Origin of the sequence: Mesorhizobium sp. M0276 (assembly GCF_040321755.1) — a bacterium.
Taxonomy (GTDB): domain Bacteria; phylum Pseudomonadota; class Alphaproteobacteria; order Rhizobiales; family Rhizobiaceae; genus Mesorhizobium.
Window position 1 is genome coordinate 1 of the sequence record NZ_JAMYSC010000092.1, and the last position, 17,583, is coordinate 17,583.

Sequence of the window (17,583 nt, forward strand, 5' to 3'; positions counted from 1 at the left end):
TCGAGACTTCGCCGCAGGCGGCCGCCGTATCCCCCGACAGCATCCGCACCGACACCCCGGCATCCTTCAATCGCTCGATCGCTGCCCTGGCGTCGGCACGCGGCGCATCCTCGAAATCGAAGGTCGCGACGATGATCCCGTCTTTCGTCAGAACCGTCCCGCCATAGCCGTGTCGGCCTTCGCCGCCGGTGCGGGCTTTCCATCCAGCCCATCCGCGTCGACCCAGCCGCCAGATGTTTCCGGCGGCAGCGGCCTCGATGCCGAATCCCGGGTGCTCGGTGACGGCATCGAATTTGCGCTGCCTGCCAGGCGCGGCAAAGCCGGCTATGGCTCTTGAAAACGGGTGGCGCGAATGCGCCGCCATGTCGGCTGCAATGGCCAGCATGGCCGGATCGATCGACGATGCATTGACGAGCCGGGGCTTTCCGAGTGTGAGCGTTCCGGTCTTGTCGAACACCGCGGCATCGATCGTCGCCAGGCGCTCCATGGCCGAACCGTCCTTGACCATGATGCCGTTCTCGAACAGGCGCCGCGCGGCGACCACCTGAACGATCGGCACGGCGAGGCCGAGCGCGCATGGGCATGTGATGATGAGAACGGCAATGGCGATGGTCATCGCCCGATGCCAGTCGCCGCTCGCCGCCATCCAGCCGAGGAACGTCACGAAGGCGGTAAGATGAACCACGGGGGCATAAAGCGCTGAAACGCGATCGGCGATCCGGCGATAATGTGCCCGGCCGCCCTCGGCAGCTTCCATCAGCCGAACCATTTCCGCCAGGAACGAATCCTTCGCGGCGGCTGTCGCCTTGATCGTCAGCGAGCCGGTAAGGTTGAGCACGCCAGCCTGCACGGGTTCGCCTGGCGCTACGTTTCGGGGCGTGCTCTCGCCGGAAACCAGCGAGCAGTCGAGATCCGACGCCCCTTGGATGATCTCGCCGTCGACGGGTATCCTATCGCCTGCCGCGATCAGCAGCAGCATTCCCGGTTCGATCTCGCCAACCGGCAGGTAGTCGCGCGCGCCGGCGGCGCGCAGCACCATAGCGCCACGCGAGGCCAGCTGTGACAGGCCCTTCACGGCGGTGCGGGCGCGCTCCCGCATGACGTGATCCAGCGTCCTGCCGATCAACAGGAAGAACAGCAGCGACACCGACGCGTCGAAATAGGCGTGATCGCCATGGTTGATCGTCTCGTAGAGGCTCATTGCGTAAGCGAGCGAGACCCCCACCGCGATCGGCACGTCCATGTTCATGCGACTGTGGCGCAACGCATTCCAGGCCGAGCGGAAGAAGGTGCCGCCGGCAAACGCGAGCGCGGGGATGGCAATCAGCGCTGAGACCCAGTGGAACAGGTCGCGTGTCGCGCCTTCGGCACCGGACCAGACCGAGACCGAAAGCAGCATGATGTTACCCGCCGCAAAGCCCGCAACAGCGACGGCGCGGATAAGCTCCGAGAGCGTCTTGTCCTTTGCATCGATCTCGGTCTCGAACAGGTGAGCTTGATAACCTAGCCTCTCAAGCACGGTGACGAAGGGTGGAACCTCGCCCCCGCGCCACCGGACCGATACCCGCTTCGTTGACAGGTTGACGCGAGCGGCCTCGACGTGATCGAGGTTCCCCAACGCCGTCTCTATGGTCTGGATGCAGGAGCCGCAGTGAACAGTCGGTACGGAAAGGTCGGTCTGACGAAGATCATCGCCAAGCGATCGGCTGGCCAGCCTGATTTCCTGGCTGGATGGCAGGACCGAGGTGGCGCCGACCAGATCCAGCGCCATTTCAGCACCAAGTGCACAACAGCTCATTGCAGCGCTCCATGGGAGATCATGATCCTGCGTACATCGCGATAAGGTCTGGCCAGGCCGGCATCGGCGTCGATTTCGACGATCCAGACGCCGTCCTTCGGCATGTGCTGTGCTGCAAACTCCTGGCCCGAAGCGAGGGCGAGCGTGACGGACTCATCCTCTTTCTCGTAGGCGGGATGGCGAAACAGCACCTTCACGGTATACAAGGGAACCGGCTTGCCGACGGCGTCGGTGAGGCCATAGCGGACCTCGCCCCGTGCGATGGTCAGCTTGCCGGTCCAGTCGAGGGCTGCCTGCGCGCGCCCTTCCTCAGCCTTCTTGTTGAATTGCTGGCTGGCGACATAGGTGTTTTCGACAACGAGGCCGGTCCAGCTTGTGTTGGCAAGCGTCGCCATCGTCAGATTGACCGCGATGACCACGCCGAAAAAGGCGAGGATGATGGCCAACATGTGCCTGCCGGTGAATTCGCGGGACTTTCGCGTGGTGGCGTTCATCTGGCGATCTCCGGCGCGTTGAATGTGGCGGTGTATTCGTTCGACTCGAAACTCGCTTTGTCCTCGACCCGGAGTGTGAAGGTCTGCGCTTCGCCATGGATCTGAGCAGCAGGCAGGCGCACGAAAACCTTCAACATCTTGAGCCGGTCGGGTTCGACCTGGATCGCAAAAGAGCGACCGGCGGGGAGGTCGACACCAACGATGCTCATCTCTGCGCCTGGCAAGCCTGCTATGGTGACGATGACCGTTCTTGGTTCGGGGATCATGTTCAGCAGCTTGACGGTATAGCCATTGCGGATGGAGCCGTCGGACAGCGTCACGAATTGCGGGTTGCGGTCGTGCAAGACATTGATCTCGAGCCGGTCGCGCGTCAGCAGCAAATAGAGCAGGCCCAGACCGATCAGCGACCACATGGCCATGTAGACGTAGGTGCGCGGGCGAAAGATCTTGCGGATATGGAAATGAGCCACCCTGTCTGAAAACAGGCCGTCATCCGTTCTGACGAGCGACGGATTGACTGAACCGGAGCCGCCCGCAGTCGCCAACATCATGTTGGCGTTGTAGCCGGAGAGGGTCGCGTAGGAGATCAGCCCACGCTCCTTGCCGAGCTTGTCCATGACGCCGTCGCAGGCGTCGATGCAGAGCGCGCAGGTGATGCATTCGAGCTGCTGGCCATCGCGAATGTCGATCCCCATCGGGCAGACAGCGACGCAGGCATTGCAGTCGACGCAATCCCCGACCGGCTGTCCGGCGGCCTGGACCTTCTTGGCATGACGCGTGCGCGGTTCGCCGCGCCAGTCATTGTAGGTGACCGTCAGGGAATTCTCGTCGAGCATGGCTGCCTGGACGCGCGGCCAGGGGCACATATAGGTGCAGACCTGCTCGCGCATCAGCCCGCCGAACGTGTAGGTCGTCGCCGTCAGCACGGCGACGGTGATGTAGGCGACAGGCGCTGCCGTACCGGTGAAGAGTTCGCCGAGCAGCCTTGGCGCGTCGGCGAAATAAAAGATCCAGGCGCCACCGGTCAGCGCGCCTATGACCAGCCAGATGGCGTGTTTCGATACCCGCAGCACGACCTTACGGCTGGTCCAGGGACCGGCATCGAGCTTCATGCGTGCGTTGCGATCGCCCTCGATGGCCCGCTCGACGACCAGAAACAGATCGACCCACACGGTCTGCGGGCATGTGTAGCCGCACCAGGCACGGCCGACAGTCGACGTGATCAGGAAGAGTCCAACGCCGGCCATAACCAGAAGGCCTGCCACATAGTAAAATTCCTGCGGCCATATCTCGATGAAGAAGAAATAGAAGCGCCGGTTGGCGACATCGAGCAGCACCGCCTGATCCGGAGCAAAAGGGCCACGGTCCCAGCGCAGCCACGGCGTCAGATAGTAGATGCCGAGCGTCACCGCCATCACCAGCCATTTGAACTGGCGAAAACTGCCCGAGGCCCGCTTCGGGAAGACCTTCTTGCGCGCGGCATACATTGGCTGACGCACCTTGGCGGAGTTTACCGACGTGGGTTCGATCCGTTCTATTTGCGTGTTATCAAGCACGAGAAGCTCCAGTCACCAGCGACGATTTCGCCGGAAGCCGACTCATCGGTTCTGGATGATGCCGAGGCCCGGCTTGCGCCGGGCCTCGTCGCTTGGCGGGAGGGGGAGGACGAGAATAGGCTTCTGCTCCTATTCTCCGCCGCCAAGCGAATGGATGTAGACCGCCAGTTCCTTGACCTTGATCTCGCCGAGGCGCGCGCCCCAGGCCGGCATCACGCCCTGTTTCGGCGCGGTGACCTGGGCGGCGATGAACGCTTCGCCAGATCCGTAGAGCCAGATGGCGTCGGTCAGATCTGGAGCGCCGAGTTCCTTGTTGCCTTTTGCATTGTCGCCATGACAGGCCACGCAGTTTTCGGCGAAGACCTTGGCGCCGGGCGCGACCAACGATTGATCGCCGACAGTGCCGGACAGGCTGGCAACGTAGGTGCTGACCTGTTTGATCTGATCGGCGGTGATGATGTCGCCAAAGGCCGGCATTTCCGACAGGCGCGTAGCCGGGTCGGAGGCGAAGCGGATGCCATGCGTGATTGTCTGCTGGATTTGGTCCACCTCGCCGCCCCACAGCCAGTCGTCATCGTTGAGGTTGGGGAAGCCCTTGGACCCCTGGGCGCCGGAACCGTGGCACTGCACGCAATTGACCTTGAACGCGGCGGCGCCGGCAGCGACGGCGAATTCGCGCAGCGTGTCATCCGCAGCAATCTCCGAAACACTTTTCGACTCTATTGCGGCGACATATTTGCCCTTTGCCGCTTCGGCCGCGGACAACTCGTTCTTGACTTCGTTGCGGCTGGAATAGCCAAGTACGCCCTTTGTCGCGGAGTGCAACAGCGGCCATGCCGGGTAGGCAATTGTGTAACCGATCGCCCAGACAATGGTGATGTAGAAGGTGATGACCCACCAGCGCGGGAGCGGATTGTTCAGCTCGCGGATACCATCCCATTCATGGCCGGTCGTCGAGATGCCGGAAACCTCGTCAATGTGATCGCTGCTCATGATCAGTCCTCCTTCAGAGGAATTTGAGCTGCTTCGCCGGCTTGCCTGCGGCTGCCGGGGCGAAGAGCAAAGGCAACGGATCCGATGAAGAAAAGAGCCATGGCAAGCAGGCCCCAGCTGTCGGCAAACTCCCGCATGAAATTGTACGTCATCGCCATTGTCCTCAGCGGTAGCCGGCGGTCTCATCGTAGTTCTTGAAATCGACAAGCGTGCCGAGCATCTGGAGATAAGAAACCAGGGCGTCCATTTCGGTGACTTGCTGCGGATCACCGTCGAAATCGCCTATCCTGGCCTTGGGGTAGCGGGCCTCGAGGCCGGACGTGTCAGCGTTGGGATCGGCCTGCGCCATCAGATCGGCATTGGCGTTAGCGATCATGTCATCGGTGTAAGGGACACCGACACGCCTGTTTGCGACCAGATGCGTCGAGAAGTCCTTCACCGCGATCGGCGTGTCCTTCAGAAAGCCATAGCTCGGCATGATCGATTCCGGCACCACGTTCCGTGGATCCGTCAGGTGTTCGACCTGCCACAGATTCGAATAGCGGTCGCCCACCCGGGCGAGGTCCGGTCCGGTGCGCTTCGATCCCCACTGGAAGGGGTGGTCATACATCGACTCGGCCGCCAGGCTGTAATGGCCGTAGCGCTCAACCTCGTCACGGAACGGGCGGATCATCTGGCTGTGGCAGAGATAGCAGCCCTCGCGCACATAGATGTTGCGCCCGGCAAGTTCGAGCGGCGAGTAAGGCCGCATGCCTTCGACTTTCTCGATCGTGTTGTCGAGGTAGAAGAGCGGCGCGATCTCGACGATGCCGCCGATTGTCACGACCAGCAGCGACCCGAGGAGAAGAAGTGTAGCGTTCTTCTCGATGACCGCGTGTCTGTTCATCAACCTCATTTTCTGTCTCATCATCGCGCAAGCTGGAGGGCGGGAACGGAGCCGGGCATCGGATCCTCCTCGCGCCGGTAGCCCAGGATGGTCATGGCGACGTTCCAGGCCATGATCAGGGCGCCGGACAGGTACATGGCTCCGCCGATGGCGCGCATCACATAGTAGGGGTGCATGGCGGCGACCGTTTCGGCGAAGGAATAGACCAGGAAGCCCTGCTCGTCGTATTCGCGCCACATCAGGCCCTGCATGATGCCGGACACCCACATGACCGCGGCGTAGACAACGATGCCAAGCGTCGCCAGCCAGAAGTGCCAGGTGACCAGCCGCAGCGAATAGAGTCGTTCACGGTTCCACAGCTTCGGCACCATAAAGTAGATCGCGCCGAACGAGATCATGCCGACCCAGCCGAGTGCGCCCGAATGGACGTGTCCTATGGTCCAGTCGGTATAGTGCGACAGCGAGTTGACCGTCTTGATCGACATCATCGGACCCTCGAAGGTGGACATGCCGTAGAAGGCAATGGCCATCACCATCATGCGGATGATCGGATCGGTGCGGAGCTTGTCCCAGGCGCCCGACAGCGTCATCAGGCCATTGATCATGCCGCCCCATGACGGCATCCACAGCATGATCGAGAACACCATGCCGAGCGTCTGCGCCCAATCGGGCAAGGCGGTGTAGTGCAGGTGATGGGGTCCAGCCCAGATGTAGAGAAAGATGATTGCCCAGAAATGGACGATCGACAGCCGGTAGGAATAGACCGGCCGGTTCGCCTGCTTGGGTACGAAATAATACATCATGCCGAGAAAGCCGGCGGTCAGAAAGAAGCCCACGGCGTTGTGGCCATACCACCATTGCGTCAGAGCGTCCTGGACCCCGGAGAAAGCCGAATAGCTCTTCGAGCCCAGGAAGGAGGCCGGCATCGACAGGTTGTTGACCACGTGCAGCATCGCGATGGTGACGATGAAGGAGAGGTAGAACCAGTTGGCGACGTAGATGTGGGGTTCCTTGCGCTTCAGGATCGTGCCGAGGAACAGGATGAGATAGGCGACCCAGACGATGGTCAGCCAAATGTCCACATACCATTCGGGTTCCGCATATTCGCGGCTCTCGGTGATGCCGAGCAGATAGCCTGTCGCTGCCATCACGATGAAGAGCTGGTAACCCCAGAACACGAACCAGGCGAGATCGCCACCGAATAGCCGGGCGCGGCAGGTGCGTTGCACGACATAGAGAGACGTGCAGAGCAGCGCGTTGCCGCCGAAGGCGAAGACGACTCCCGACGTATGCAGTGGCCGTAAACGGCCAAAGTTGAACCAGGGCTGGATGTTGAGATCGGGATAGGCAAGCTGCAGCGCGATGACCACGCCGACAAGCATGCCGATGACACCCCAGAACATGGTGGCGATGGCGCCATAGCGGATTGGCCCGTCCATGTAAGCGGACGGGTCGATCGGCGCGGCAGGCTTGAACTCAGTGTTGCGCAACAGGATCGCAGTGAAGCCAGCCAAGGCGAAGAATAAGACCCACATATGCTGGCGAAAGGGTTCATCCACCCCAGCGCCAGCGGCCACCAAAGCCGCGAATGCGAACAGGCTTAGAAGCACGATTTCTTTGCCGAATTTCATCGCAAGCCCCGATTTCCAATTCCGGCGGATGCCAAACCGCGGTGCCTTATTGCGCAGCCGTCGCCTGCTCGCCCTGATCCATGTCAGAGCCGCACCATTTTGCTTCGAGCAGCATCGAGTTCGGTGCGATCAGACTGTGTCGAATGTGGAAGTGCAGCACCGGCCGACGGTCTATGGACAGGCCCGGCGTCCCCAGTCGGGGCCCGGGTAGAAGGCGACCGCGGGCGTGTGGGGAAGCGCACCTTCTGTGACGCTGGTAAGCAGGCCGATGCCTTACCGAACGTCGATCGTTTCAATGCCTTGGAACAGCCAGCGCCAGCGTTGCGCTGCCTTCGCGACATTTATGGTTTGGGGAGACGGCGATTTTCGCCTGCGTATGAGGCATATTGACTTCGGCCAAGTGTGGATGCTTCGCCGACGAGCCGAAACGCAACTGGCGTATACGATCGGATGGAGAACGGGCTGTCGCTACGCGATGTCTTCTGAGCCCAACGCGAGCATGCCCTGCCCCGAATGAAGTAAGTGGCGTGGGCCATGCAGCTTCGTGTCATTCAAACGGCTATTGCGCCTCGGCCGCCGCAGCGCCGTTCCAGCCGGCTCATGCTGTCCACGGTGACGCGGCGGTTGTTCTCGATCCGAATCACGCCGTCCATTCTCAGGCTGGTCAGCTGACGGCTCACGGTCTCGTTTGTGATGCCAAGGAAATCAGATATGTCGGCACGCGTCATCGGCAGCTCGAAGCACGCCGACCTAGCCGCCGGGTCAACATTGGAGTCGATGTTCCGGGCAATCATGAGGAGAAAGCTCGCCACCTTCTCTGGTGCGGTCTTGCGCCCCAGAGTCACCATCCATTCGCGGGCCTCGTCAAGTTCGTTCAGCGCCTGCTTGAGCAGGCGATGCACAAATTCGGGTGACTGCTTCATCATCCGTTCGATGGCCGCTCTCGGAAACGAGCATAGCGAGACAGCTGTTGCCGCTTCCGCATTGATCGCACTTTTCATCTTGAAGGGCCGTCCCAGAAAATCCGGCGCGAACTGGAGACCGACGATCTGCTGGCGGCCGTCCGAAAGGCTCTTCGTGAGCTTCACCACGCCTGAAAGCACGTTTGAATAACAGTCGACCGCCTCGGCGTCGCCGATCAGTTCGACCCCCGGCTCGATATTGTGCCGCGACGACGTCTTGGCGAGCTGAGCCAAATCGTCTGGCTCGAGCGCGCCACAGACACCGCGGCGCCGTGCCTCGCAAGGCAGGCAAAGAACGGGAATGCCGGAACTGTGAATATCCTGCCGTAATGTCATTCGATCGCTCTACCGGTCCAGTACGGGCAGGATAGCAATCCACGGTAGAAAAATCCTTGCGGCAGTTTGTCCGTGCTGAAGGTTGATCGAAATCAGGGCTTAGGCTCATCCAAGCATCCACAGTTCGGGCGACGCAAACACGGTGGACCACGACATGCGACAAAAGCTAGCTGCCAGACTTGGCGAGAACGTCCCGCGCTATACCAGTTATCCGACTGCGCCCCATTTCCATGCGGGGGTCGATGCCGTCGTTTACCGAGGCTGGTTGGAGGCGCTCGAAGGTGGTGACGAGATATCGCTTTACCTGCATATTCCCTATTGCGACAGGCTCTGCTGGTTCTGCGCGTGCCATACCAAACAGACGCGCCACTACGAGCCGGTGGCCGCTTATCTGCGCTCGCTGTATGCGGAGATCGCGACGGTTGGCGGCCTTGTTGCCGGCAAGGGGCGAGTTCGCGCGGTTCATTTCGGCGGCGGTTCCCCGACGATGCTGGAGCCCGTGGACATCATGATGCTGGGCACGGTGCTGCGGGACAATTTCGATTTTCTTGGCGGTGCGACGATCAGTGTCGAGGTCGATCCGAACGATACGGACGAGGCCCGCCTCGATGCGCTTGCCGAAACCGGCATGACCCGTGCGAGCCTCGGCGTCCAGGACTTCGATCCGAAGGTTCAGAAGACAATCAACCGCGAGCAGAGCTTTTTGCAGACGAAAGCGGTAGTCGACGGTGTTCGTTCGCGCGGCGTCGAATCGGTCAATCTAGACCTGCTCTACGGCTTGCCGCACCAGACGAGGGAGAGCGTCTCCTCCACCGTCGCGCAGGCGCTGACCTTGGAACCCGACAGGATAGCGCTTTTTGGCTATGCTCATGTGCCGTGGTTCAAGAAACATCAGACCATGATTGATGAGGCCTGGTTGCCAGGGCCGGAGGAGCGGTTTGCCCAATCACAACTGGCAGCCCACGCTATTCTTGACCAAGGATACCAAGCAATCGGGCTCGACCATTTCGCCAAACCAGGCGATGCTCTGGCCCTTGCCGCCCGCGCCGGAACACTGCACCGGAACTTTCAGGGTTACACTGACGATTGCTGCGAAACCTTAATCGGGCTCGGCCCGTCATCCATCAGCCAGTTTCGCCAGGGCTACGTCCAAAACATGGCCTGGACCGCCGAGTACGGACGCATGGTCGCGGATGGCGGGCTGGCCGCTGTTCGGGGTATCGCGCTTTCGGACGACGATCGGCTCCGTGGCTGGATCATCGAGCGGCTGATGTGCGACTTCGCCTTCTCGGCGATCGATCTGGTGGAACGCTTCGGCGAAGCCGGCCAGAGGCTCCTCCTTCAGTCGAGTTCCATGGCCCTCCACGATGCGGTTCGATTGCTTGAACTTGATGGCGACAGATTCGTTGTGCCGGCTGAAAGTCGCCCTTTCGTCCGAAGCATCGCGGCCAGGTTCGACAAATATTTCGAAACTGGAACGGCCAGGCACTCGGCGGCAGTGTGAGCACCGCAGAGGAACGGTCATGGCTCTCACTCGTCGTGGACCGCGGTACGTTTGTTGATCGGCGACCGTCGTATCGAGACAAGATTCGGAGCGGACCAGACGCGTCTTGGCGCAGCGACGATATCGTCCGCTCGAGCCCTGCCTGTCAGATCATGGTTGTCGGCGACAGCTCCCTTCGACCTGAACCACCCGTTCACCCGAATTCTGCCGGCGCAGTTCCAGTGGAAAGGGCCTGGCTTAGACGGCTCTCTTGTTACCCCAGAGCACAACGTGCAGCTGCGGTAGCACGCGGGCCTCGAACCATCTGTCGCGGGTCACGCTGTCAACCAGCCACTCCATGCGCTTCAATATTCCGTCAAGGTCGACAGGCGCGTCATCATTTGTGGGGTGTGGCGGCGTGTGATTGCCGGGCTGCAGATAGATCGGAAGTTGCGGAAATTGCGCAGCGGCGTCTTTCGCGTAGGTGTAGTCCCTTTCGTCGAAAACAATGAGCTTGAGCACGACTTGGGGCTTGCCTTGTGCCGCCTGGAGGCACGCCTCGACAGCGGCCCAATCTGTCGTCATTTGGCTTGACGGCGGCTTTGGGCTGAGGATCAGCACGTCAAGCCGCTCAAACCAGTCCCTGGCAAGCGACCCTTGGGTTTCCAGGGCAAAACGGTAACCGTCACCATGGCCCCGGTCGATGAGCGCGCCGAGCGGCTGGATGGCCGGATTGCCGCCTGATAGCGACACCATCAGCGGGCGGCCACCGGAAAGGGCAAGCACATTTTTCCACACCGCGCCAACGGACATCATCTCCCATTCATGGCGGAATTGATTGTCCACAGCATGGAGGCTGTCGCACCAGGAACAGCGATAGTCACACCCGCCGGTTCTGACGAAGATCGTCGGCAAACCTATGAGCACGCCCTCGCCCTGGATCGTCGGCCCGAAAATCTCGCTAACGCGGATTGCGGGATGAGTATTCGTCATGGCCGGTATTCCGCCCAGGTTTTCGGCGTTTCGCTCACCCGCACGGCCGCGGTTTCGCTCAGGCGTGCCTTGCACCAGTCGTAGAAATGTCTGGCCAGATATTCCGCCGTGACTTGCTCGTGTCCCAGCACGTCGTTGAGATGTCGATGGTCGAAGCTCTCGTCGATGTAGCGTTTGAATGGCGCCAAGTCGTGGTAGTCGCGCACGAAGCCGTGATCGTCCAGTCCATCCGCTGAAAGCTCCACTTCGACGATGTAGTTATGTCCGTGCAGGCGCGCGCATTGGTGATCGGGTGGCAATGAGGTGAGCTGATGCGAGGCTGAGAAGTGGAATTCCTTGGTGATGCGGAACATTACGCGGTGGTCCTTCGCAGCGCTCCGAGCCAGAAGTCGGAGTCCTCATACTGGGTTGGGTCCGGGTGCCCAGCGATGTGAAACGCCTCACGCCGCTCGACGCAGGTCCCGCACCTCCCGCAATGACGCTCGGCGCCCTTGTAACAGGACCAGGTCTGCGCAAACGGCGTGCCGTATGTGGCTCCATCCCTAACAATGTCCGCCTTCGTCAGGTTCACATAGGGTGCATAAAGGCGAATCTGCGCGTAGCCGTCGAGCGCGTGGTCCTGCATCATCTGGAAAGCGTCGATGAAGGCCGGACGGCAATCGGGATAGACTATATGATCCCCACCATGCACGGCCGTCGCCACTGCGTCAGCGTCTTGCGCTGCGGCGAGGCCGAAGGCAATGGCCAACATGATGGCGTTCCGGTTGGGCACCACCGTTATCTTCATCGTGTCTTCGGCATAGTGCCCGTCGGGCACGTCCACATTGTCGGTCAGCGCGGAGCCGGAAAGGCCGCCGCCGATCTCGTGGATATCGATGATTCGCTGCGGGACACTCAGGCGCTCCGCGCAAAGGGTGGCGAAGCCCAATTCCTTCCTATGCCGTTGGCCGTAATCGAACGATAGCAGGCCGGTAAGCTGGTGCTCCGCTGCCACCTTGTGGGCAAGAGTAACGGAATCCAATCCGCCGGAGCAGACGACGAGAGTCTTCATCGTTGGGTCCTTGTTTTAACCGGGTAGGCTGCGACCGGAGATTTCTCTGCGCTCCAGTACTTCAGGAAAACCCTTTTGTGAAGTGAACGGAGACCAATTCGTGCGCTTGCGTGCGATGCGCAAAAAAGCCTTCGCGGTGAGCTGCAAGGACACGGACTGGCGAGACGTCACCCTTCAGCGGAATGCTCAAAGTCGAACGCTTCTCGGGGACAAAGTTCTCGACGAGCAGAGCCTGGCGGTCCCGAGCGCCGAGCGACGCCATTGCAACGGTTTCGGGGTACAAAGCTGAGATGGGCTTGCCGCAAACAGCTCACTTACCAGGGATGTTCAGCGATGCCGAAATCCAGATATCGGGATGGATTATGAGATCATGAGATCAATTGTCGCGACAGCTTTGGCTGGCCTGCTCCTCGCGTTTCGTAGATGCAGCGCATTCCACTTCAGGATCATTTTGATGAGCACGCCCTCAATGGATGACCGGCGAACCCTGAATAACCGGTCGTGAGCCGACATCTGTGAACAAGCGGTGTCGTCGATTGCAATCACCCATGTCTTGCGCACAGGTACCTTATGGCAGTGGATGAACTGAACTTGATGGTTTTACACATGGCAGTCGAAAGCGTCCGCTCGCTCTCGTTGAGCTTCGCTGAAAAAGCCGCCGAGATAGCCACCAGGAGCCGCGGCATCCTGCTTTTCGACGTGCGGATCGACGGTGACGCGCAGGTCCAGCGGGTCGCAGCCATCCGATATCACGGCGGCCAATTCGGCGTGCTGGCGTTAGACGGACACGGCCTAGTTACCCACTATTGCATCGTTAACGGTATGTTCTCACATTACATTGCGGCCTTGGAGAGCTGGCACAGGATGCCCCTGTCGATGCAGGCCAAGATGGATGCCAACGGCAATGCCCGTCTCTTCGTAGCGGCGTTGCGGGATGCCGGACATATGCTGGGCACCTAGCATTTGGCCAGAATGCATCTCTGAATTTGCAAGTGCATCATTGCGATGGCGCCGGCATGATCGTCATGCTCGAAAAGGGCTGCGGCGGCCGCGGCAAAGCGGTCGCCCGATGATGGTGTCAACGGCGTTGCATCGATGCGAGCGTTTAGAACAGAGGTCTCCTCCTGGCATCGAGCGCATGCAAGGAGCTACGCAAGCGCAAATGTATCAAGTATTTTGAAGGGACGACCCCTCATGCATATGTTAGCTGCGATGCACGGGCGGCATAAGCCTCGTTGCCATCTAGCCGCCTTGATGCACGGCGATAAGCTTTTGACGGCCTGAAGCGACGCTGTGGTCGCCGTTGCGGTGCTTTTCCACGCGCCTCGTCAGGCGCCGGGATTGCTCCGTCGTGATGGCAGGCGGGGGTTTGCAGGTTGCGATCAGCGGGTTTGTTTCGGGAGGTCTGCGCCCCATCGTTCATGTCGCGAGTCGCGGGATGCGACTGAGGACGATGCGCAGGATGCGCTGGTCCGGGCAGGATGTCGGCAGGTGCAGGCGGATTTGGGTTTTCATCTCGACCACGCGCGGCGATCTTGATGAGGCGCAGTCGCAGCATCTCGAATTGGGCGACTGCAAAGCTCGAGCGTTTCGGCATCGCGGCGCGCAAGCCCACATGAGCCAGTAGGCGCCGGCATGCAGAAACAGCCGGAAGCCGTCGCTCTGTGCAGGAGGTGCGGCTGGCGGCGAGATGCGTCTTCTACGACTTGATGTGGTTCTCGGCCGCGCCGCGCCGACAGTAGACATTCTCGTAGAGCGCCTTGGCCTTGCCACCTGCAAGGTTGGTGACGATGAAGCGGGTATCGGCACCTTGGGCGCCGACCTCGACCCGCGCGATGATGCGCTCGACGCGGCTCCAGCTGGCGGCGCCGTCAACGAGCTCCTTGAACATGCGGACCTTGCCTGTCTTGGCCGACGCTTCCAAGCGTGCTGTCGTGCTGGCCTCCAGATCCGCGACATGCTTGCGCAGGGTCGTGGTGGGCGCGAGGCCAAAGATGAAGTCGACGTCGTTGGCGCAGCACCAGTCGATGACCTGCGGGTTGCAATAATGGCTATCGCCGCCGAGCAGGATCCGGGTGTTCGGCCAGTTGCTCCGGATCGCCCGCACCAGGCGGCGCAGGTGGGGGCGGATCTCAGCCCCGCTCGGCCGGTCCCAGGATCGCGCTGACGAACCGTCCCGCACCATCGAACACTAAGATCGGCTGGAAGCCGTACTCGTCATGGTGGGCATTGAACAGGCGAAGCTGTTGGCCTCCGTGCACAGCGTCGAAGATGTCGTCAATGTCGAGTGCGATCCGCTTCGGCACCTGCCGGAACGAGGCGCAATAGAGATTGACCATCGCCCGCCCATCGCGACCAGCTCCCGCACGCCGGGCAGGTTCTCCAGCCGGCACATCGTCGATTGCGACGCCAGATCCCGACCGGACGTCAGCGCATCCTGGGCCATCTTGAAGACCGGATCGCAGCGCAGCCGATTGGCGTCGTTGCCGTCCTCGTAGCCGGCGGCGATCATCTTCATGCGAAAGCCGATCATGTCCGCCAGGCTGTGGACGACCTGGTCCGGGCAGCGCGGATCGTCGATGCAACGCGCCAGACGCTCGGCCACGCGCAACCGCTTTTCCACCTCGGCCAAGGCCAGAACGCCGCTGTTGGACGACAGCATGCCGCCGTCGAAACGGGCGACGACGGACTTGCCGCCGACTGATGACAAACCGCTCAGCGGCAGCGCAAGATCGTTCATGGTGGGTGTGGTCTCCGGGAAATGGTTCGGATCGGCTTAAGCAACCAAATCCTACGTCATTTCAACGGCTTGCGCCACATCCACCAACCCCCATGAATTTGGTTAGGTTGATGCGGCGTGCCGCCGCCGTGAGGCCGCGCTCGCTCAGCAGCGTGTCGAGAACGACGAGAAGATTCAGATCGAGCCCTTTGAAACGCATGTCTTAGCTATCCATAGCGTGGATGAATTTGATTGAAACAAACGATTTTACCAATTTTCCGGAATGTCGCATGGACTTGGCAGGACCTCACGTGCGCCGATCACTGCCTGTATCGCGTGGCAAGTCCCTTGAGAAGAGCCCGAAATAGGAAATCTGTCGCGTGCGGTGGGGATTGTACTGGGAATGAGAGGCAGCGCTCCGATCATGTCGAACTCTCCGACGAATGGCGGACCGGTACAATAGTTGATCGCAGCTGGTCCGGAGCTATGAAACATCTCGATTACATATGAGGTGCCGAGTGAATACGCTGACAGCACCCACCGTCGCAGCGTTTAGCTGACGTTTGACGACGGTTCCTATCCATTTACACGCAGATTCTTGATGTGCTGGCGCAAAACCGGGAGGCCGGCGACTCTTCTTCGTCATCGGGCTGACGCCGCAGAAGCCGGAGCTCGTCCGGTTCCTATGGGCATTGGGCTTGGTCGGTCGCACAGGCTCTATGAGGGGCAATTTTGGCAACGCGACGCGACTCGGGTTTTGAACGACGCCGAAAACGCAAGCTGGAAAGGAACAAGATGGCAGATCAACTCGCCAACGAAATAATCGCCATGATCAAGAAACGCGCCGCGTCGGAGGGCGGCATAGCGCCTGCCACAGGCGGCGAGATAACGGCTGCCACGAGACTGACTTCGCTCGGTATCGATTCACTGGGATTGGCGGACGTTCTCTGGGACCTGGAGCAGGCCTACGGCATCGAGATCGAGATGAATACGGCCGAGGCATGGTCGGATCTCCAGAATGTTGGGGACATGGTGGAAGCCGTGCGCAGCTTGCTCGCTAAGGGGGTGTGAATGGACAGGCGCGTCGTGATTACTGGGATTGGCGGGATTTGCGGGCTTGGGACCAACGCCGCCGCCATTTGGACAGAGATGCGAGAAGGCCGCTCCGCCATCGGCCCAATCGTCAACTCCGAGCTCCATGAATTGAGGGTCAGGATCGGTGCCGAGATCAAAGCGCTGCCGGAGCATGACATCGACGGCAAGCAACTCATCTCCATGGACCGCTTCAGCCTGCTCGCTGTGCTTGCGGCGCGCGAAGCCATGCGTCAGGCCGGACTTTCCTCCAAAGACGGAAATAGCTATCGCTTCGGTGCGACGGTGGGCGTTGGCGGCTGCGGGTGGGATGCGATCGAGCAAACCTACCGCGCCATCCTTCTGGGCGGTAAGCGTGCCGCTCTCTTGACTGTACCCAAGGCGATGCCGGGTGCCGCTGCCGGCCAGGTCAGCATGAGTCTCGGCCTGCGCGGGCCGGTCTTCGGCGTCACGTCCGCCTGTTCCTCGGCAAACCATGCGATTGCCTGCGCGGTGGACCAGATCAGGCACGGCCGGGCCGACGTGATGCTTGCCGGCGGCAGCGAAGCGCCGCTCATATGGGGTGTGCTGAAGGCATGGGAAGCGATCCGCGTGCTTTCGCCCGATACTTGCCGGCCATTCTCGGCCGATCGCCAGGGCCTGTCGCTTGGTGAAGGCGCCGGCATGGCGGTGCTGGAAAGCTACGAGCATGCCCTGGCTCGGGGCGCCACCATCCTTGCCGAAATTGCCGGTGCCGGCCTTTCCGCCGATGCGTCCGACATCGTCGCGCCGACTGTCGAGGGGCCGGAGGCAGCAATGCGGGCCTGCCTTGCCGATGCCAGGCTGGACGCCGAGGATGTCGACTATCTCAACGCGCACGGCACCGGCACCAAGGCCAACGACCAGATCGAGACGGCGGCGATCAAGCGCGTCTTCGGTCAGCACGCCTTCTCAATGTCCATTTCTTCTACCAAGTCCATGCACGCGCATTGCCTCGGCGCGTCCGGCGCGCTCGAGTTGATCGCCTGCGTGATGGCTATCCGTGAGAGCGTCGTGCCGCCGACTGCCAATTATCGTGAGCTGGACCCCGATTGCGATCTCGACGTCACGCCCAATGTGGCACGTGAGCGCAAGGTGCGCGTGGCACTGAGCAACTCCTTCGCCTTTGGCGGCACGAACGCGGTTCTGGCGTTCAGGCAGGTGTAGAAGCCATGAGAGATGCCTCCGGCAACATTATCTCTCGCATCCAGATGCTTGCCGGATAACTATTGTGAAGGGCGGGTCATTGACCGCCTCGGCGAATGCGGGAAGTGGCACGGAAGCTCGACGATCCGGGGGTATCGTCTTTGCGAAATTCTTAACTGTTGAAGCGGCTTGGACGTACCGCCGCCCCGTAAAAGGTAAGCGAGGCCCTGCGGGCTCGGCTTGAGGGTCTGAAGCTGTACACGGCAATGTCTGGAAGCCGCAGGGTCGGCTCTGCGCCCGTTATAGTCGCCTGAGTGCTGCCGGCCCGGCCGCGTCGCGGGCGCCGTCAACGAACTCCTTGAACCTGCGGACCTTGCCTGTCTTGGCCGACGCTTCGAAGCGCGCCGTCGTGCTGGCCTCCAGAT

At 61.0% G+C, this 17,583-nt stretch carries 16 protein-coding genes and 2 pseudogenes; 4 read left to right on the forward strand and 14 right to left on the reverse strand.

Going from position 1 to position 17,583, the window contains the following annotated elements; genetic code table 11:
- The 8 genes from NKJ01_RS34075 to NKJ01_RS34110 form a co-directional block, all read right to left on the reverse strand.
- On the reverse strand, window positions 1-1,798 hold a 1,798-nt coding region (locus tag NKJ01_RS34075; RefSeq protein WP_352734843.1), incomplete at its 3' end, for a heavy metal translocating P-type ATPase.
- On the reverse strand, window positions 1,795-2,292 hold the full coding sequence (locus tag NKJ01_RS34080; protein ID WP_352734844.1) for a FixH family protein: 498 nt from the start codon (window positions 2,290-2,292) through the stop codon (window positions 1,795-1,797). The genes NKJ01_RS34075 and NKJ01_RS34080, both read right to left, overlap by 4 nt.
- Window positions 2,289-3,848, reverse strand: a complete 1,560-nt coding sequence (gene ccoG / locus NKJ01_RS34085) for a cytochrome c oxidase accessory protein CcoG (RefSeq protein WP_352734846.1) — start codon at window positions 3,846-3,848, stop codon at window positions 2,289-2,291. Before ccoG ends, NKJ01_RS34080 begins: the two co-directional genes overlap by 4 nt.
- 129 nt (window positions 3,849-3,977) lie before the next feature.
- Window positions 3,978-4,841, reverse strand: coding sequence for a cytochrome-c oxidase, cbb3-type subunit III (gene ccoP / locus NKJ01_RS34090; RefSeq protein WP_352734848.1), 864 nt, complete (start codon window positions 4,839-4,841; stop codon window positions 3,978-3,980).
- A 2-nt stretch (window positions 4,842-4,843) separates the two neighbouring features.
- The gene (locus NKJ01_RS34095) at window positions 4,844-4,993 is read right to left on the reverse strand and encodes a CcoQ/FixQ family Cbb3-type cytochrome c oxidase assembly chaperone (RefSeq protein ID WP_023766610.1); all 150 of its coding nucleotides are present in this window, start codon (window positions 4,991-4,993) and stop codon (window positions 4,844-4,846) included.
- A gap of 11 nt (window positions 4,994-5,004) precedes the next feature.
- The gene (ccoO, locus tag NKJ01_RS34100) at window positions 5,005-5,736 is read right to left on the reverse strand and encodes a cytochrome-c oxidase, cbb3-type subunit II (RefSeq protein WP_023766609.1); all 732 of its coding nucleotides are present in this window, start codon (window positions 5,734-5,736) and stop codon (window positions 5,005-5,007) included.
- Window positions 5,737-5,747: 11 nt separating this feature from the next.
- Window positions 5,748-7,358, reverse strand: coding sequence for a cytochrome-c oxidase, cbb3-type subunit I (gene ccoN / locus NKJ01_RS34105; protein WP_352734850.1), 1,611 nt, complete (start codon window positions 7,356-7,358; stop codon window positions 5,748-5,750).
- Window positions 7,359-7,909: 551 nt separating this feature from the next.
- Entirely contained in the window at window positions 7,910-8,656 is a 747-nt protein-coding gene (locus NKJ01_RS34110) for a Crp/Fnr family transcriptional regulator (RefSeq protein ID WP_023766606.1), read from the reverse strand.
- Between the two features lie 154 nt (window positions 8,657-8,810).
- On the opposite strand from NKJ01_RS34110, the gene hemN reads away from it, so the two are divergent.
- The gene (gene hemN / locus NKJ01_RS34115; RefSeq protein WP_352734859.1) at window positions 8,811-10,160 is read left to right on the forward strand and encodes an oxygen-independent coproporphyrinogen III oxidase; all 1,350 of its coding nucleotides are present in this window, start codon (window positions 8,811-8,813) and stop codon (window positions 10,158-10,160) included.
- 237 nt (window positions 10,161-10,397) lie between these two features.
- Here the strand turns inward: hemN and queE are convergent, their stop codons facing one another.
- The 4 genes from queE to NKJ01_RS34135 form a co-directional block, all read right to left on the reverse strand.
- On the reverse strand, window positions 10,398-11,132 hold the full coding sequence (gene queE, locus NKJ01_RS34120) for a 7-carboxy-7-deazaguanine synthase QueE (protein ID WP_352654553.1): 735 nt from the start codon (window positions 11,130-11,132) through the stop codon (window positions 10,398-10,400).
- A complete protein-coding gene (queD, locus tag NKJ01_RS34125; RefSeq protein WP_023673552.1) occupies window positions 11,129-11,485 on the reverse strand; it encodes a 6-carboxytetrahydropterin synthase QueD in 357 nt (118 codons plus the stop codon). The genes queE and queD overlap by 4 nt, the downstream gene beginning before the upstream one ends.
- Window positions 11,485-12,183: a 7-cyano-7-deazaguanine synthase QueC gene (queC, locus tag NKJ01_RS34130; protein WP_352734852.1), complete on the reverse strand. Its 699-nt coding sequence runs from the start codon at window positions 12,181-12,183 to the stop codon at window positions 11,485-11,487. Before queC ends, queD begins: the two co-directional genes overlap by 1 nt.
- Window positions 12,184-12,244: 61 nt before the next feature.
- A complete protein-coding gene (locus NKJ01_RS34135; RefSeq protein WP_352734854.1) occupies window positions 12,245-12,445 on the reverse strand; it encodes a hypothetical protein in 201 nt (66 codons plus the stop codon).
- Between the two features lie 308 nt (window positions 12,446-12,753).
- On the opposite strand from NKJ01_RS34135, the gene NKJ01_RS34140 reads away from it, so the two are divergent.
- Entirely contained in the window at window positions 12,754-13,143 is a 390-nt protein-coding gene (locus tag NKJ01_RS34140; RefSeq protein WP_352654555.1) for a hypothetical protein, read from the forward strand.
- A 459-nt stretch (window positions 13,144-13,602) separates the two neighbouring features.
- Here NKJ01_RS34140 and NKJ01_RS34145 read toward each other — a convergent pair.
- Window positions 13,603-14,923, reverse strand: a pseudogene (locus NKJ01_RS34145) (IS1380 family transposase).
- Between the two features lie 97 nt (window positions 14,924-15,020).
- Window positions 15,021-15,122, reverse strand: a pseudogene (locus tag NKJ01_RS34150) (LysR family transcriptional regulator); the annotation flags it as partial.
- A gap of 575 nt (window positions 15,123-15,697) precedes the next feature.
- On the opposite strand from NKJ01_RS34150, the gene NKJ01_RS34155 reads away from it, so the two are divergent.
- Both NKJ01_RS34155 and NKJ01_RS34160 read left to right on the forward strand, forming a co-directional pair.
- Complete coding sequence (locus NKJ01_RS34155; protein ID WP_352595639.1) at window positions 15,698-15,973, forward strand: acyl carrier protein; 276 nt, start codon at window positions 15,698-15,700, stop codon at window positions 15,971-15,973.
- Window positions 15,974-17,179, forward strand: a complete 1,206-nt coding sequence (locus tag NKJ01_RS34160) for a beta-ketoacyl-[acyl-carrier-protein] synthase family protein (protein WP_352734857.1) — start codon at window positions 15,974-15,976, stop codon at window positions 17,177-17,179. It begins immediately after the preceding gene.
- Window positions 17,180-17,583: the final 404 nt, after the last annotated feature.

Bases quoted from the DNA above. Each gene is read 5' to 3' on its own strand.
- NKJ01_RS34080 (WP_352734844.1), bottom strand. From the start codon at position 2,292: ATGAACGCCACCACGCGAAAGTCCCGCGAATTCACCGGCAGGCACATG.
- ccoP (WP_352734848.1), bottom strand. From the start codon at position 4,841: ATGAGCAGCGATCACATTGACGAGGTTTCCGGCATCTCGACGACCGGC.
- NKJ01_RS34095 (WP_023766610.1), bottom strand. From the start codon at position 4,993: ATGACGTACAATTTCATGCGGGAGTTTGCCGACAGCTGGGGCCTGCTT.
- ccoO (WP_023766609.1), bottom strand. From the start codon at position 5,736: ATGAGGTTGATGAACAGACACGCGGTCATCGAGAAGAACGCTACACTT.
- ccoN (WP_352734850.1), bottom strand. From the start codon at position 7,358: ATGAAATTCGGCAAAGAAATCGTGCTTCTAAGCCTGTTCGCATTCGCG.
- NKJ01_RS34110 (WP_023766606.1), bottom strand. From the start codon at position 8,656: ATGACATTACGGCAGGATATTCACAGTTCCGGCATTCCCGTTCTTTGC.
- hemN (WP_352734859.1), top strand. From the start codon at position 8,811: ATGCGACAAAAGCTAGCTGCCAGACTTGGCGAGAACGTCCCGCGCTAT.
- queE (WP_352654553.1), bottom strand. From the start codon at position 11,132: ATGACGAATACTCATCCCGCAATCCGCGTTAGCGAGATTTTCGGGCCG.
- queD (WP_023673552.1), bottom strand. From the start codon at position 11,485: ATGTTCCGCATCACCAAGGAATTCCACTTCTCAGCCTCGCATCAGCTC.
- queC (WP_352734852.1), bottom strand. From the start codon at position 12,183: ATGAAGACTCTCGTCGTCTGCTCCGGCGGATTGGATTCCGTTACTCTT.
- NKJ01_RS34135 (WP_352734854.1), bottom strand. From the start codon at position 12,445: ATGGCGTCGCTCGGCGCTCGGGACCGCCAGGCTCTGCTCGTCGAGAAC.
- NKJ01_RS34140 (WP_352654555.1), top strand. From the start codon at position 12,754: ATGGCAGTGGATGAACTGAACTTGATGGTTTTACACATGGCAGTCGAA.
- NKJ01_RS34155 (WP_352595639.1), top strand. From the start codon at position 15,698: ATGGCAGATCAACTCGCCAACGAAATAATCGCCATGATCAAGAAACGC.
- NKJ01_RS34160 (WP_352734857.1), top strand. From the start codon at position 15,974: ATGGACAGGCGCGTCGTGATTACTGGGATTGGCGGGATTTGCGGGCTT.